General features: G+C 63.1%; 17 protein-coding genes. 7 read left to right on the forward strand and 10 right to left on the reverse strand.

The window, feature by feature from the left end:
• Positions 1-165: 165 nt before the first annotated feature.
• Both rssC and rssB read right to left on the reverse strand, forming a co-directional pair.
• Complete coding sequence (gene rssC, locus J7573_RS26045; protein ID WP_027919583.1) at positions 166-648, reverse strand: anti-sigma factor antagonist RssC; 483 nt, start codon at positions 646-648, stop codon at positions 166-168.
• Entirely contained in the window at positions 645-1,829 is a 1,185-nt protein-coding gene (gene rssB, locus J7573_RS26050; RefSeq protein WP_294341703.1) for a two-component system response regulator RssB, read from the reverse strand. Before rssB ends, rssC begins: the two co-directional genes overlap by 4 nt.
• Before the next feature lie 270 nt (positions 1,830-2,099).
• On the opposite strand from rssB, the gene J7573_RS26055 reads away from it, so the two are divergent.
• Entirely contained in the window at positions 2,100-2,399 is a 300-nt protein-coding gene (locus J7573_RS26055; protein WP_159409532.1) for a PilZ domain-containing protein, read from the forward strand.
• Positions 2,400-2,450: 51 nt separating this feature from the next.
• On the opposite strand, the gene J7573_RS26060 is transcribed toward J7573_RS26055, so the two are convergent.
• The gene (locus J7573_RS26060; protein WP_294341557.1) at positions 2,451-3,158 is read right to left on the reverse strand and encodes a VacJ family lipoprotein; all 708 of its coding nucleotides are present in this window, start codon (positions 3,156-3,158) and stop codon (positions 2,451-2,453) included.
• Between the two features lie 189 nt (positions 3,159-3,347).
• Here J7573_RS26060 and J7573_RS26065 point away from each other — a divergent pair, with 189 nt between their 5' ends.
• A complete protein-coding gene (locus J7573_RS26065; RefSeq protein WP_294341559.1) occupies positions 3,348-3,911 on the forward strand; it encodes a phosphonoacetaldehyde phosphonohydrolase-related protein in 564 nt (187 codons plus the stop codon).
• Between the two features lie 123 nt (positions 3,912-4,034).
• The gene (locus J7573_RS26070; protein WP_103449838.1) at positions 4,035-4,298 is read left to right on the forward strand and encodes a DUF4404 family protein; all 264 of its coding nucleotides are present in this window, start codon (positions 4,035-4,037) and stop codon (positions 4,296-4,298) included.
• A 38-nt stretch (positions 4,299-4,336) separates the two neighbouring features.
• Here the strand turns inward: J7573_RS26070 and queF are convergent, their stop codons facing one another.
• Together queF and J7573_RS26080 are read right to left on the reverse strand one after the other, a co-directional pair.
• The gene (queF, locus tag J7573_RS26075; RefSeq protein ID WP_294341561.1) at positions 4,337-5,167 is read right to left on the reverse strand and encodes an NADPH-dependent 7-cyano-7-deazaguanine reductase QueF; all 831 of its coding nucleotides are present in this window, start codon (positions 5,165-5,167) and stop codon (positions 4,337-4,339) included.
• Between the two features lie 68 nt (positions 5,168-5,235).
• Complete coding sequence (locus tag J7573_RS26080) at positions 5,236-5,763, reverse strand: cupredoxin family protein (protein ID WP_294341562.1); 528 nt, start codon at positions 5,761-5,763, stop codon at positions 5,236-5,238.
• Positions 5,764-5,944: 181 nt separating this feature from the next.
• Here J7573_RS26080 and cinR point away from each other — a divergent pair, with 181 nt between their 5' ends.
• Both cinR and J7573_RS26090 read left to right on the forward strand, forming a co-directional pair.
• A complete protein-coding gene (gene cinR / locus J7573_RS26085; protein ID WP_294341565.1) occupies positions 5,945-6,625 on the forward strand; it encodes a two-component system response regulator CinR in 681 nt (226 codons plus the stop codon).
• A complete protein-coding gene (locus J7573_RS26090) occupies positions 6,622-7,968 on the forward strand; it encodes a heavy metal sensor histidine kinase (RefSeq protein ID WP_294341707.1) in 1,347 nt (448 codons plus the stop codon). Before cinR ends, J7573_RS26090 begins: the two co-directional genes overlap by 4 nt.
• Positions 7,969-8,010: 42 nt before the next feature.
• Here J7573_RS26090 and J7573_RS26095 read toward each other — a convergent pair whose 3' ends face one another.
• Genes J7573_RS26095 through J7573_RS26105 form a run of 3 tightly spaced genes read right to left on the reverse strand, consistent with a single transcriptional unit; the run spans position 8,011 to position 11,253 of the window.
• Positions 8,011-9,252 (reverse strand): lipoprotein-releasing ABC transporter permease subunit, encoded by a 1,242-nt coding sequence (locus J7573_RS26095; RefSeq protein ID WP_294341566.1) that lies wholly within the window; start codon positions 9,250-9,252, stop codon positions 8,011-8,013.
• A 59-nt stretch (positions 9,253-9,311) separates the two neighbouring features.
• Positions 9,312-9,995, reverse strand: coding sequence for a lipoprotein-releasing ABC transporter ATP-binding protein LolD (gene lolD / locus J7573_RS26100; protein WP_176506135.1), 684 nt, complete (start codon positions 9,993-9,995; stop codon positions 9,312-9,314).
• A gap of 7 nt (positions 9,996-10,002) precedes the next feature.
• A complete protein-coding gene (locus J7573_RS26105; RefSeq protein WP_294341570.1) occupies positions 10,003-11,253 on the reverse strand; it encodes a lipoprotein-releasing ABC transporter permease subunit in 1,251 nt (416 codons plus the stop codon).
• A 93-nt stretch (positions 11,254-11,346) separates the two neighbouring features.
• Between J7573_RS26105 and J7573_RS26110 the strand changes: the two genes are divergently transcribed.
• Both J7573_RS26110 and J7573_RS26115 read left to right on the forward strand, forming a co-directional pair.
• Positions 11,347-11,931 (forward strand): PilZ domain-containing protein, encoded by a 585-nt coding sequence (locus J7573_RS26110; protein WP_294341571.1) that lies wholly within the window; start codon positions 11,347-11,349, stop codon positions 11,929-11,931.
• A 30-nt stretch (positions 11,932-11,961) separates the two neighbouring features.
• Positions 11,962-12,678, forward strand: a complete 717-nt coding sequence (locus J7573_RS26115) for a glycerophosphodiester phosphodiesterase (RefSeq protein ID WP_294341574.1) — start codon at positions 11,962-11,964, stop codon at positions 12,676-12,678.
• 48 nt (positions 12,679-12,726) lie between these two features.
• Here the strand turns inward: J7573_RS26115 and sthA are convergent, their stop codons facing one another.
• Complete coding sequence (gene sthA / locus J7573_RS26120; protein WP_294341576.1) at positions 12,727-14,121, reverse strand: Si-specific NAD(P)(+) transhydrogenase; 1,395 nt, start codon at positions 14,119-14,121, stop codon at positions 12,727-12,729.
• Between the two features lie 202 nt (positions 14,122-14,323).
• On the reverse strand, positions 14,324-15,295 hold the full coding sequence (locus J7573_RS26125) for an FAD:protein FMN transferase (protein ID WP_294341580.1): 972 nt from the start codon (positions 15,293-15,295) through the stop codon (positions 14,324-14,326).
• Positions 15,296-15,382: the final 87 nt, after the last annotated feature.

A 15,382-nucleotide genomic window follows, 5' to 3' on the forward strand; every position in this document is an offset into this window, starting at 1 on the left:
AAGCCTTCCATGACCTGGTGAATGCGCTGGAGCGGACCTGATCTTCAGCCTGTGCCGGCCTCTTCGCGGCTAAAGCCGCTCCCACAGGCACGCCACAGGCTTCAAGGCGGGTGATATCCCTGTGGGAGCGGCTTTAGCCGCGAAGAGGCCGGCACAGGCTGAAGATCAGGTCCGCTCCAGCGCATTCACCAGGTCATGGAAGGCTTCGCGGTTGGAGTCATTGAGCCCCATGAGAATCTTGTGCGCCTCCAGCACCTTGGAGCGCACCACATCCTCGTTCTGATCCTGCGATGGCAGGTCGGTCAGGCACTCAGGGCGTGGCACCGGGCGGTCGACGATGTTGAACACCTGGTCGAAGCCCATGGATTGCAGCAGGCGCGAAATGTCCGGGTTGGTGGTGACCACGGTCGGCAACAGGCCAACCTTCTGCCGCGACAGGATCGACAGCTTGGCCAGCAGGCCCAAGGTGGTGCTGTCGATGCTTTCGGTTTCGGTCAGGTCGATGACGATGGTCGAGAAGTTCAGCGCGGTGAAAATCTTCTCGATCGTCGCATCCAGCGCCGAACACAGGGTCAGGCGCACTTCACCGACGAATTTCAGTACAAAGGTACCGCTCTGCTCGGCGAACTGGATTCTACCGGTACTCATTGAAGGTTCCTGCTCAACACCAATAGGGCGATATCATCCGGCATCTCCCCAAGCGTAGCCAATCCGAATCGTTGGCGCAGCCCATCCAGGCTACCACCCGCTGCATTGACGATATCCGGCAAGGCAGCTTCTTTATCTTTGAGCGTATGCCCTGGCAAAAGGTCCAGAATGCCATCGGACATCAGGCTCAGGCTGAACTGTGGTGGCAACTCGATCACCAGGTCCTGATAGGTCGCCTCGTCGAACAGCCCCACCGGCAGGCCGCGGCCTTCCAGATAGCGGGCCTGGCCCGGGGTATACAGCACCGGCAGCGGCAGATGGCCGCCCACGGCATAGGTCAGCAGGCCGGTTTCTTCGTCGATCACGCCACCGACCATGGTCACGTGCTTGCCCAGCTTGCAGTTGATCAGGCCGCGGTTGATGTGGCTGAGCACTTCCGAAGGCTTGAACTCGCGCAGCTTGCTGCTGCGCTTGAATTCGAACAACAGCCGTGTGGTCATGAACTTCAGCAACACCGTGACGAATGCTGACGACGCGCCGTGCCCGGAGACATCGGCCAGGTAGAAGGCAATACGCCGCTCATCCACGCGGAAGTAGTCGGCGAAATCGCCCGACAGGTACAGCGACGGGATGATCTGGTGCTCGAACGTGAACTCGCCGAGCTTCCAGGGGCTTTCCGGCAGCATGTTCATCTGCACCTGGCGACCGGCGGTCTGGTCCTCCTGCAACAGGTGCAGGCTGGCTTCCAGTTCACGGTTGGCCGCTTCGAGCTTGTCGCGGTAGCGCTGGTTTTCCAGCACCAGGCGCGAACGGTCGAGCGCCCGACGTACCGAGTGCTCGAGCACGGCCAGGTCTTCCAGCGGCTTGATCAGGTAGTCGGCAGCGCCCAGGCGCAAGGCCTCGACCGCGTCGCTCATCACGCCGGCACCCGATACCACGATCACCGGCAACTGCGGTGCGCGCTCGCTGATCTGGCGGATCAGTTCGAGGCCGCCCATCTGCGGCATGCGCAGATCGCAGATCACGAGGTCGGGCTGGTGTTCTTCGAAGACCTGGAGCCCCTGCTGGCCATTACCGGCCTGGAGGACGCTGAAGCCACTGTCTTCCAGATAGGCGGCGAGGCTCGCACGGACCACGTCGTCATCATCGATGATCAGCAGCGTTGCACTGATTTTCTGCATGTGGGCGAACGGCGCCGATTTGGGTTGGTGCAGGGGCGTCTGCAAGGCTGACATCCAACTGCTGGAATACTCTGTGGTAACACTCTACTTGAGTTGTAGGCCAAGAACTCGGGCCAGGCAACCAGCAGAGGCAACTCGTAAGGCGCAGACGGTACTCCCATCCGCCTGGCGTTTCAAGCATACGTCGGTCGAGTTCGGTGCTCTTTACAGGGCAAATCACCGAGAGTTATAAGAATGCCAACCAGTACAACCTATTGGGAAGGATGCAGCATGCCTCATACGCCCTCCAATCACAGCGAGAAACGCGATTTCATCCGCATGCGCATCGACACCGAGGTCAGCCTGCTGCATGAGGGGCAAGTCATCGCGGCGGTGTGCCTGGACCTTTCCAGCGGCGGCATGCAGGTGCAGGCGCCGCAGCAATTCAAGGTCGGTGACCACCTGGAGGTGCGCATCGACTCCGACCACCCCGCTCTCAAGGGCCTGCACGCCAGTACCGAGGTGGTGTGGATCGCCGATCAACCCGATGGGCAGCAGAAATTCGGCCTGCGCATCCTGGCCATGCATTGAGCTGTAACAAAAACGGCGACCCGAAGGTCGCCGTTTTCATGCCTGCAAGGATCAGAAGTCGTCTTCGACTTCGCCATCCTTGACCTTGAACTCGCGGTTCTGCAGGAAGGCATTGCGGATGAAGATGTACTTGTCACCCTGAATCAGCTTCTCGGCCGGCAGCAGGCTGGCCCGCGTATCGACCACGTTCAGGGCGAAGATCGAGTTACGCACCGGCACATCGTTGATGTAGCGGTAGGGTTCGGTGTAGGTGTCCGGGTACTTGGCCAGGCCGTCACGCACGGTGCTCGGGCCAAGCAGCGGGATCACCACGTACGGACCGCTGGGCACGCCCCAGTGGCCGAGGGTCTGTCCGAAGTCTTCGTCGTTGCGCTGCAGGCCCATCTTGCTGCCCACATCGAAGAAGCCACCAATACCGAATACGGTATTGACGATCAGCCGCGCCGTATCGACGCCCGCCGCATGGGGCTTGAGTTGCAGCACGTCGTTGGCCAGGTTGGTGACATCACCGACGTTGTTGAACATGTTGTGGATGCCATCCTGCAAGAACTGCGGGGTGACCCACTGGTAGCCCTTGGCCAATGGCTTGAGGCCATAGGTGTCGATCGCATCGTTGAAACGGAAGATCGGGCGGTTGACCGCTTCCCAGGGATCTTCCTCGGTGGCGGCATGGGTGGCTGCCACGGGCGCCAGCAACAAGCTGGCGCAGACACAGGCCTGGGTGACTCGTTCGATCACACCGGCACCGATCCTACGCATAGATGTTTCTCCATCGAATTTCTCGGTCGCAAGCGCAACGGGTGCGCTGCTGTAGGACGGCAGTATAGAGCCTTGTAGGCTGATAAACAGCTTTACACATTTTTGCTCAATAAATTGTGAACAACTGTTGCCCGTCACAGCACGGTAACAATCGTCGAATAGCCTGCGGATTATTTCAGGGACGTTACCATGCTCGCTGCACCCGCCATTACCGCTGTGCTGTTCGGCCTGCGCGGTTGCCTGGTCCAGGCTACCGACAGCAGCCCCCTGCCCGCCCCTGGCGCCCTCGAAACGCTGGCTGGCCTGCGCCATGCGCAGGTGCCGTGCATCTGGCTGGACGACCTGAGCAGCCTGCAAAGCAGGCGCATTGCCAGTGTGTTACCCGATTGGCTGCCAGGTCATTCGGTCAACGGCGTACGCTGGCCGGCGCCAAACGCCTGTTGGCAGGCCTTGATGAGCCTGGACAGCGAACGCCTGGAAGGTTGCGTACTGGTCAGCGGTGAGCCAAAACTCCTGCAGTCAGGCCTCAACGCCGGCTTGTGGACAGTCGGCCTGGCGGCCTGCAACCCGTCGTGCGACCTCTCCTCCAGGCAATGGCAGGCCATGACCCAGCAGGAGCAGGATCAGGCCCGCGGCAAGGCCACGCTGGCCCTGTTCAGCCTGGGCGTGCATTCAGTGATCGACCACCTCGATGAACTGGACACCTGCCTTGCCGACATCGCCCTGCGCTGCAGCAAGGGCGAAAAACCCTGACACAGCCCCATTGATGCGGATCATGCAAAGCGCCAGCGAGTGGATTACGCTAGGAGACAGGCGAGAACCTTTGCCGCTTCGCTGAGGTCCATGCCTTGCCAAGCCATTGATGGAGAACAGCCAATGCCTGCCCGCGAATTGCAAGAGCGCTTGAACAGCCTGCGCGAGCAACTGGACCGCAACGTACCGCTTACGGATGAAGAACTGGCCGCCCTGCACGAAGAGGCCAGGCAGATCGAAGCGCAGTTGAAGCTCGAGGAAGCCACGCCGGACAACAACGTGGTCGATGGGGTGAACCTGGCGATCGAACGCTTCGAAGCCGACCACCCGGATTTGACCGCCACCCTGCGCAGCATTGCCAACTCGCTGCACAGCATGGGTATCTAGACTGCCGGGGGCGCTTTGCGCCCCCAATTACACAGAACTTACTGGCGAACCAGTCGCAGGTTCGCCGGGCTGATCGCCCCGGTGCTGCGGTATGGGTTGATATCCAGCCCGCCGCGGCGCACATACCGCGCATACACGGTCAGGTGCTCTGGCTGCAGCAGGTTCTTCAAGTCCAGGTAGATCCGCTCCACGCACTGCTCATGGAAGTCGGCGTGCTGGCGGAAGCTGATCAGGTAGGTCAGCAGGCTGGCATGGTCCAGCGCCCTGCCCTTGTACTCCACCACCACGCTCCCCCAATCCGGCTGGCCGGTCACCGGGCAGTTGGATTTGAGCAAGTGGCTGTGCACGGTCTCTTCGACCATGCGCTCCGGGTTGCAGCTCAGCAGTTCAGGCTGCGGCTGCTCGTAGTTGTCGATCGCCACATCCAGCGCATCGATGCACTGCCCAGGCAACGCCACTACGCCCTGGGCCTCTACTTCCGCCAGGGTGCGTACCTGCACACCGACCGGCTTGCCAGCGGCGGCCGACAGGTCTTTCACCAGGCACGCCTGCAGCTCACCGATCGAGGCGAACTTGGTCTGGTTCAACGAGTTCAGGTAGAGCTTGAAGGACTTCGACTCGATGATGTTCGGCGAGTCGGCCGGAATGGCGAATTCACCGATGGCCACCACCGGCTTGCCCGAGGGCAGCAGCCACGACAGCTCGAAGCAGTTCCAGTAGTCCACGCCCTGCCACGGCAGGGTCTGGGCAGTCACGCCCAACTCTGCCCACTTGGCCGTGCGCGGGATCGGGAACAGCAGCGAAGGCGTGTAGGTGGCAATGTATTCGCTGGACTTGCCCAGCGGGGAATGTTCGGCGGCGGGATGCATGGAAACTGACCTGGAGGTTCGAAATTGCCTCTAGTCTACCGGTTTTGCACCCCGCCTTGGAGTGCCAGTCACTCGATGGTCAGCTCCCCGACCATACCGGCCTGATAATGCCCCGGCACGTTGCAGGCGAACTCGATCGGCGCCGACTTGCGGAAGGTCCAGGTCAGCTCGGCGCGCTGGCCAGGTTGCACCAGCACGGTGTTGCCAGCGTCGTGACCATGGGCACCGTGGTCCATCGGCTTGGCGGGCGCGTGGCCCATCTGCGAATGGTCCATGCCCTCATGCTGCATGGCCGCGTTGTACATCTTGCCCTGCATGGCGATCATTTCTTTCTGGTGCTCGGCATGCATGGCCTTGTCACCGAGGTTGAATTCATGGGGCAGCTTGCCCTCGTTGATCACCACGAAACGCACGGTCTCGCCCGCCTTTACATGCAGGTTCTTGGGCTCGAAGGCGATGTCCTTGAGCACGACCTCGACGGTGCGAGTGGCCTTGACTGCCGGGGCGGGCTCGCCGAAAGCGAAGGTTTTCGCCTCGCCGGCCAGGGTAGGCAGGCTGACCAAGGCCAACGCGGCGGCAATGAACAGGTGTTTCATGATGACTCCAAAATCACAGCGGGATGAGACCACTCTAGAAAGGCACGGCTGGCGGTTAGCTGACGGGAAGATTACAACTTTGTCAGCTTGGGCGAGGCTCGAGTTAGTCACGTATCATTTCAGCCATTACGTCACCCGCTCCCACATGGGACCGCGTCAACCCTCTGATTGTGGATTGAGCATGAAACTGCTGATCGTCGAAGACCAGGCCCGCACCGGCCAGTACCTCAGCCAGGGCCTGAGCGAAGCCGGCTTCGCCACCGAACTGGCCACCGACGGCGAGACTGGCCAGTACCTGGCCCTGACCGGCGACCACGACCTGCTGATCCTCGACGTGATGCTGCCCGGGCGTGACGGCTGGCAGATTCTGCAGGCCGTGCGCACTGCCGGGCTGGATACCCCGGTGCTGTTCCTCACCGCCCGCGACGCCGTCGAAGACCGCGTGCACGGCCTGGAACTGGGCGCCGACGATTACCTGGTCAAGCCCTTCGCCTTCTCCGAACTGCTGGCCCGGGTACGCAGCCTGCTGCGCCGCGGCGCCAGCCCCAGCCAGGACACCACCCTGACCCTGGCCGACCTGCGCCTGGACCTGATCCGCCGCCGCGCCGAACGGGCCGGTACACGCATCGACCTGACTGCCAAGGAGTTCGCCCTGCTCGAACTGCTGCTGCGCCGCCAGGGCGAGGTGCTGCCCAAATCGCTGATTGCCTCGCAAGTGTGGGACATGAACTTCGACAGCGACACCAACGTGATCGAAGTGGCGGTACGCCGCCTGCGCCTGAAGATCGACGACCCACACCCGAACAAGCTGATCCATACCGTGCGCGGCATGGGCTACGTGCTCGAAGAGCGCCAGGACTGATGCGCCGGCTTTCCCTCGGCACGCGCCTGGCACTGCTGTTTGCTGCCTGTACCGCCACCGTGTCGCTGGGTGCGGGGCTGCTGTTCAACCGTGCCAGCGAGCAGCATTTCGTCGAACTGGACCAGCAACTGCTGGAATCGCGCCTGTCCCCGTTTCGCAGCCAGCTTGCCGGCCTGAAGGGCCCTGACCAACTGCAAAGCCGCTTGCCAGCCCTGCGCAACGAGCTCAGCCACCAGGCTGACCTGGCGCTGCGCATCGATGGCCGCGACGGCGCAATCTGGTTTGCCAGCCGCGACGGCCTGCCAGGCACACCATCAACGCCAGGGTTGACGACCTTGCACGCAGACGGCGTCGATTATCGGAGCCTGGCAGTGTCGGCGGACGCTCAGACGGCTGCGCAACTGACGCTGTTTCTCGATATCACCCATCACCAGCACTTCCTGCAAGGCATGCAGCGCTTGATCTGGCTCACCGTCGGGCTCTCAGCCCTGACCACTGCCCTGCTGGGTGCCTGGGCCGCGCGCAGCGGCCTGCGCCCCCTGCGCCAGATGGGCCAGGTAGCCGCCAGTGTGTCAGCGCGCTCACTGACCACGCGACTGCCAGTGGCACAAATGCCTGAGGAGCTGGCAGAGCTGGCCACTACGGTCAACGCCATGCTGCAACGCCTGGATGACGCCTTCCAGCGCCTGTCGGCCTTCTCCGCCGACATCGCCCACGAGCTGCGCACGCCGCTGTCCAACCTGCTGACCCACACCCAGGTCACCCTCACCCGCCCGCGCAGCCTGGAGGAGTACCGCGAGGCACTGCATGGCAACCTCGAGGAGCTGCTGTGGATGGCGCAGATGATCAACGACATGCTGTTCCTCGCCAAGGCCGACCACGGCCTGCTGGTGCCGGGGCAGGCGGCACTGGCCCTGCACGATGACGTGGATGCACTGCTGGAGTATTACGCGCCGTTGGCCGAGGACAATGAGGTGCACTTGCTGCGCGAAGGCGAGGCGGTATTGCAGGGGGACCGGCATATGCTGCGCCGGGCCCTTTCCAATCTGCTCGACAATGCCTTGCGCTTTACGCCGGCGGGCGGGCAGATACGGGTGACGCTGGAGCCGGGGTTGCGGATTTGCGTGGCCAATACCGGAGCGGCAATCGAAGCGGCGGCGTTACCGCGCCTGTTTGATCGTTTCTACCGGGTGGACCCGGCGCGGCGGGAAGGGAGCAGTGAACATGCCGGGTTGGGATTGGCGATTACCCGGTCGATCGTGCAGGCCCATGGCGGGAGTATTTGGGCGGAATGTCAGGACGGTTGGACGCGTTTCGTGATGGAACTGCCTGAAACTCGGTGAAATTGGGGGGCGCAAAGCGCCCCCCAAGATCTCAAGCAAACATCAAACTGCCAGGCCAATCGCCGGCTGAACCTGAGAAGCCCGATACGCCGGATAGATGGTCGCCAGGAAGCTCATCACCAACCCGGCAGCACAGATCATCAGCACATCCCCGCCCTGCAGTTCGGACGGCAAGCTGCTGACGAAGTAAACATCAGAGGTAAAGATGTGCTGCCCGCTCACCCGCTCCAGCCAGCCGACGATCTGGCTGACATTGAGCGCGGCAATCACCCCGAGCACCCCGCCGATCAAGGTGCCGACAATGCCGATCAGGCTACCCTGAACCATGAACGTACCCATGATCTGCGCTGGCGTGGCGCCCAGGGTACGGAGAATGGCGATATCCGGCCCCTTGTCGTTCACCACCATCACCAGGGTGGCGATGATGTTGAATGCCGCCACCGCGATGATCATCAGCAGCAACAGACCGATCATGGTCTTTTCCATCTTCATCGCACTGAACAGGCTGCCCTGGGTGTGCGACCAGTCATCGGCGCGGTAGCCATCGCCCAAACCGGCTGCGATCGCCTTGGACACCTGGGGCGCTGCGTACAGGTCATGCAGCTTCAGGCGCACGCCTTGTACCTGGCCAGGCGCCCAGCGCTGCATTTCGCCGGCATCGGCCACATGCATGTAGGCCTGCGAACCGTCCAGCTCGGCACCGACCTTGAAGATGCCGACCACGGTCAGGCGCTGCATGCGCGGGGTGATACCGCCGGGTTCCTTGCTGATTTCCGGCACGATCAGGGTCAGCTTGTCGCCGGTGTTGAGGCGGAAGCGCCGCGCGGTCAGTTCGCCGATGACCACGCCGTACTCACCCGGCTGCAGGTCCTGCAGGCGGCCCTGGACGATATGCTGGCCGACGATCGAGACCTTGTCTTCCTCGGCCGGGTCGATGCCGCTGACCTGGATCGGCTGCATTGCGCCCTTGTACGAGAGCATGCCTTCCATCTCGGTGATCGGCGCCGCAGCCATCACGGCCGGGTTCTGCAACGCAGCGTCGGCTGCCTTGTGCCAGTCGTCCAGCGGCTGCACGCCAAGGATCGAGGCATGCGGCACCAGGCCGAGAATGCGCGAGCTCATTTCGCGCTGGAAGCCGTTCATCACCGACAACACCACGATCATCGCCAGCACGCCCAGCGACAGGCCGATCATCGAGGTCATCGAAATGAACGAGATGAAGTGGTTGCGGCGCTTGGCCCGGGTGTAGCGCGCGCCGATGAAGATGGGCAAGGGTCTGAACATGTAGGAAACACCCAATTAAAACGGGGAAACGGGGCGGCGCTGCCACCCCGTGAACTCGGTCAGATCGCCACCAGGTGGCCGTCGTCGAGCTTCAGTACGCGGTCCATCTGGCGCGCCAGGTTGAGGTCGTGGGTCACCACCAGGAAGGCGGTGCGCGACGCACTGGACAGCTCCTGCATCAGCTCCTGGATGCCCTGGGCGGTGTGGTGGTCGAGGTTGCCGGTCGGCTCGTCGAGCATCACCAGGCCCGGGCGGTTGACCAGGGCGCGGGCAATCGCCACGCGCTGGCGCTCACCTCCGGACAGTTCGGCCGGCTTGTGGTGCAGGCGATGGCCCAGGCCGACCCGCTTGAGCAGCGCCTCGGCACGCTCACGGGCTTCCGGGATGGCGGTGCGGCCGATCAGCAGCGGCATGCACACGTTCTCCATGGCGGTGAACTCTGGCAACAGGTGGTGGAACTGGTAGACGAAGCCCAGCTCGCGGTTGCGCAGCAGGCCGCGGGCACGCTCACCGAGGGCCGACAGTTCTTCACCGGCCAGCCACACGCTGCCCTGGGTCGGCCGGTCGAGGCCGCCGAGCAGGTTGAGCAAGGTACTCTTGCCGGAGCCGGAGCTGCCGACGATGGCCACACGCTCACCGGCGTGCAGCTCCAGGTTGAGCCCGGACAGCACCTGCACCGACTCCGGGCCCTCGTCGTAGGACTTGCCCAGGTTGCGGCAACTCAGAACGGCTTTATCACTCATGCGCGACTCACTCATAACGTAGCGCCTCTGCAGGCTGGGTGCGGGCCGCACGCCAGGCCGGGTACAGGGTGGCGAAGAAACTCAGGACCAGCGCCGCACCGCAGACCATGTACACATCCTGGGCCTGGATCTGCGACGGCAGGTAATCGATGAAATACACGTCGGCGTTGAGGAACTTGTGCCCGATCAGCGTCTCGATGCCGGCGATCGCCGCGCTCACGTTCAGCGCGGCAACGATCCCGACCACGGCGCCGATCAGCGTGCCGATCACCCCGATCACCGTGCCCTGGACCATGAAGATCAGCATGATCTGCCCAGGCGTGGCGCCCAGGGTACGCAAGATGGCGATGTCGCCACGCTTGTCGTTGACCACCATCACCAGGGTGGAAATGATGTTGAACGCCGCCACCGCGACGATCAGCAGCAACAGCAGGCCGATCATGGCCTTTTCCATGCGGATCGCCTGGTACAGGTTGCCGTGGGTGCGGGTCCAGTCGCGGCTGTAGTACTCCTGGTCACCCAGCTGCTGGGCGATGCTCCAGGCCACCCGAGGTGCCTGGAACAGGTCGTCGAACTTCAGGCGCAGGCCCTGCACCTGGTCCGGCTTCCAGCGGTGCAGGCGGGACAGGTCGGTGATGTTGGTCAGGCCCAGGTAACCGTCGATCTCGCCAGCGCCAACGTGGAAGGTGCCGACCACGGTGAAGCGCTTCATGCGCGGGAACATGCCGGCCGGGGTCACGCTGACCTCGGGGGCGACGAAGGTCAGCTTGTCGCCGATGGCGACGCCCAGTTTGGCCGCGGCCTTGTCGCCGATCATGATGCCCCACTCGCCGGGCGCCAGCTTGTCGAGGCTGCCTTGCTGGATGAAGTTGTCGATGATCGACACCTCGCGCTCGCGCGCCGGGTCGATGCCATTGAGCAGCACCTTCTGCACCTTGCCGTCATGGGTCAGCAGGCCCTGCATCTGCGTGTACGGGGCAACCGCCAGCACCTGCGGATTCTGCTTTACTTGTTGGGCAAGGGCAGACCAGTCGTTGATCGGCTGGCCGCTCTCCAGCGTGGCGTGGGGGATCATGCCCAACACGCGGGTACGCATCTCGTGGTCGAAACCGTTCATGACCGAGAGCACCACGATCATCACCACCACGCCCAGGGCGAGGCCGATCATCGAGGTCAGGGAAATGAACGAGACGAAGTGGTTACGGCGCTTGGCACGGGTATAACGCGTACCGATGAATGCGAAAAGAGGTCTGAACATGTCGGGGCTTGTTCGGATGAAAGGGAACGTCCTTGTGGCGAGGCGCCTACGGCGGCTTTACACTCGGACCACCGCCGCAACCATGGGTTCGCCATGACGACATTAGACGAAGAAGATCGCCGCGAATACTACCGCATCGAAGATCGGATCGCACTGGAAATCAGCCCCCTCAGCGCGGCCGAAGCCCTTGAGGCAGAACTGTTGCAAGATGATTCGCCGCTGTTCAACCTGCTCAGCGAGCTGCACCTGTCCGACTTCGAGTCGCAGCACCTGCTGCGCCAGCTGAGTGAGAAGGACCGCACCCTGGCAGCTTTCCTGCGTGCGCAGAACAAGCGCCTCGACCTGCTAAGCGCAGTGGTCGCGCAAACCCTGCTCGGTGAAATCGGCCAACCCCAGCGGGTCATCATTTCCGAAGGTGGCATCGAGTTCGCGCAACCTCAGCAGATCGCCCCCGGCACCCGGGTGAAGGTGAAGATGGTGCTGATGCCACGCGCCCACGGTCTGCTGCTGCGCGGCAGGGTCACCCACTGCGACCCGCGCCCGGACGGCGATTTCGAGGTCGGCACGGAATTCACCGACATGACCGATGCCCAACGGCAACTGCTGGCCCGCTACATCCTGCAACGCCAACAGCAGCAACGGCGCCAGCAGCTGGAACAAGACGGCCCCGCCTCCTGAGTCCTACCACCCTGATTTGAAGGAACGAACGTGACCCTGATCTACGGCCACCGCGGCGCCAAGGGCGAAGCCCCCGAAAATACCCTGAAGAGTTTTCAGCAGTGCCTGTCCCACGGCGTGAGCCGCTGCGAACTGGACCTGCACCTGTCGGCCGACAATGAGCTGATGGTGATCCACGACCCCACCCTCAAGCGCACCACCGGCCGGCGCGGCAAGGTGGTCGAACACCCGGCTGCCGAATTGATCAAGATCGATGCGCGCAAGGGTGGCCCTGGCCACGTGCAGCCCTGCCCTATTCCGAAACTGGAAGAGCTGTTCGAGAAATGCGCCTTCGAGCATTGGCAGTTGGAGGTCAAGAGCGCCTCGCGCACCCGTGCCGCCACCACCGTGCTGGCGATCCGCGAGCTGGCTCAGCAATACGGCCTGCTGGACAAGGTGACCATCACCTCGAGCTCACGCGAAGTGCTGGGCGCTGCCCAGGAGCTGGTACCGGATGTGAAGCGCGGGCTGGTAGCCGAGTACGCCTGGCTCGACCCCTTGAAGGTCGCGCAGAACTATGGCTGCGAACTGCTGGCATTGAACTGGACACTGTGCACCCCCGAGCGCCTGCTCAAAGCCCAGGGCCAGGGTCTGCATGTGTCGGTGTGGACGGTCAACGAGCCGGCACTGATGCGCCGGCTCGCTGATTTTGGCGTGGACAGCCTGATTACAGACTTTCCCGGTTTGGCCAAGACCACCCTCGGGTAGGGCTGAAATCGGTCTCCCCGACCGGCTCAGGCCACCGGCCGGAGCCGCTTAAAAAAGCCGGTTCAGGCCGTCGTAGGCAGCTACCCGATAGGCTTCGGCCATGGTCGGGTAGTTGAACGTGGTGTTGACGAAGTACTTCAGATTGTTCTGCTCACCCGGCTGGTTCATGATCGCCTGGCCGATGTGAACGATTTCCGAAGCCTGGTAGCCGAAGCAGTGCACGCCGAGGATTTCCAGGGTTTCGCGGTGGAACAGGATCTTCAGCATGCCTTGCGGCTCGCCGGCGATCTGCGCGCGCGCCATGCCCTTGAAGAACGCCTTGCCCACTTCGTACGGCACCTTGGCCTGGGTCAGCTCCTGTTCGTTCTTGCCGATCGAGCTGATCTCCGGGATGGTGTAGATGCCGGTCGGCACATCGTTGACGAAGCGCCAGCTGCCGTTGTCGACGATGCTGCCAGAGGCCGAACGGCCCTGGTCGTGAGCAGCGCTGGCCAGGCTTGGCCAGCCGATCACGTCACCGGCGCCGTAGATGTTCGACACGCTGGTACGGTAGGCCTCGTCCACCTCGATCTGGCCACGGCTGTTGACCTTGATGCCGATGTTCTCCAGGCCCAGCTTGTCGGTATTACCGGTACGGCCGTTGCACCACAGCAAGGCGTCGGCCTTGATCTTCTTGCCCGATTTCAGGTGCAGGATCACCCCGTTATCCAGGCCTTCGACGCGCTCGTACTCTTCGTTGTGGCGCACGGTGATGTTGTTGTTGCTGAAGTGGTAGCTCAGCGCCTGGGAAATTTCCGAATCCAGGAAGCTCAGCAGCTGGCCGCGGTTGTCGACCAGCTCCACCAGCACGCCAAGGCCGCTGAAGATCGAGGCGTATTCGCAACCGATCACGCCAGCGCCGTAGACGATCAGCTTGCGCGGGGTGTGGCTGAGGCTGAGGATGGTGTCGCTGTCGTAGACGCGCGGGTGGTGGAAGTCGATATCGGCCGGGCGATAGGGGCGCGAGCCAGTGGCGATGATGATGTGCTTGGCGTTGAGCTTCTCGACCACACCATTCGGGCAAACCACTTCGACGGTCTGCTCATCGGCGAAGCTGCCGGTGCCGAAGAACACATCGACGCGGTTGCGGGCATAGTAGCCGGTACGCGACGCGACCTGCTTGGCGATGACCTTCTCGGCGCTCTTGAGCACGTCGGGGAAGGAGAACCAGCGCGGCTCACCGATGGCACGGAACATCGGGTTGGTGTTGAACTGCATGATCTGCCGCACCGAGTGACGCAGCGCCTTGGACGGGATGGTGCCCAGGTGGGTGCAGTTGCCGCCGACCTGACGGCGGCTGTCGACCATTGCCACCTTGCGCCCCGCTTTGGCGGCGTTCATTGCCGCGCCTTCACCGGCCGGGCCGGAACCCAGCACCACTACGTCGTAGTTGTAGACAGCCATGCGTACTCCTTCAGAACTGGCCCGGGGTTACGGTTACCCGCGGGACTCGATCATGCCGCCAGGGCGTCATGAGAAAATTCGGGTGCAGTCTAATCAAGCGTGAACGCCGCGCACATTAACCCTTGGTCGCGTCGTAGGCCAATTTTGCCTGCACTACATGTCATTTACCGATCCCTGGCGGCGATCATCCCTGCCAACGCTTTCAATCGCCTTTCACCGCCTGCTCGAATGCAGGGGTCGCTCGGGAGACGAAGCCACCCTCGGCCCGAGTCACCAAAACCGCAGCCAGATCATGGGCCACGGCGAAGTCCCAGCCGCGCTCCGGCCCCAGGATCAACAGCAGGGTCGAATAGCCATCGGCCTGCAGCGTCGAGGCATCGAGCACGGTGACCGCGGCCAGGTCGTGGTCGACCGGGCGCCCCAGGCGGGCATCGAAGGTGTGTGAATAGCGCCGGCCATTCTCCTCGAAATAGTGGCGATAGTCACCCGAGGTCGATACCCCCAGGCCATTGACCGGAATGATCTGGCGGGCGATCTGGCGGTCTTCGCGGGGCAGTTCCAGGGCGATGCGCCAGGGGCTGCCATCGGGCTTGCGCCCCACAGCCTTGAGCTCGCCGGTGGCTTCGGCGACGAAACTGGCCACGCCCATGGCGCGCAGGCGCTCGGCGATCAGGTCGACGGCATGGCCGGCAGCAATGCTGTTGAAATCCAGTTGTACCGGGGCGTCCTTGCACAGTGCCTGGCCGTCGACGCGCAGGTGGCGATAGCCGACACGCTGGCGAGCCTGGGCCAGGGCCTGCGGGTCGGGCACCTGCTCGTGGCGGGCCTGCGGGCCGAAGCCCCAGAGGTCGAGCAGCGGCTCGACGGTGAGGTCGAAAGCACCGTCGCTCAGTTCGGCCAGGTGCTGGCCGAAGTCGACCAGTTCGAGCATGTCGGGCGGCAAGGCCATGCACTGGTTGGCGGGCAGCAGGTTGAACTGGCTGACCGTGGAGTCGCCGCGGTAGGTCGAGTAATGCTGATCGATGTCGTTGAGAATAGTCTCGACCGCCGCCTGGACTTGGGCCGGCGCGGGGCCGCCGGGTTCGCGGACGTACTGGATGCTGTAGCTGCTGCCCATGGTCGGGCCGCCCAGGCGTTCCAGGGTGGGGCCCTGGTTGCAGGCGGTGAGGAGCATCAAGAGGATTGAGAGAAGTGCACGCAATATCGAGATCTCGATTGTCTGTACCGGCCTCTTCGCGGGCTTGCCCGCTCCCACAGGGAT

It is taken from the genome of Pseudomonas sp. (genome assembly GCF_017744435.1).
GTDB lineage: Bacteria > Pseudomonadota > Gammaproteobacteria > Pseudomonadales > Pseudomonadaceae > Aquipseudomonas.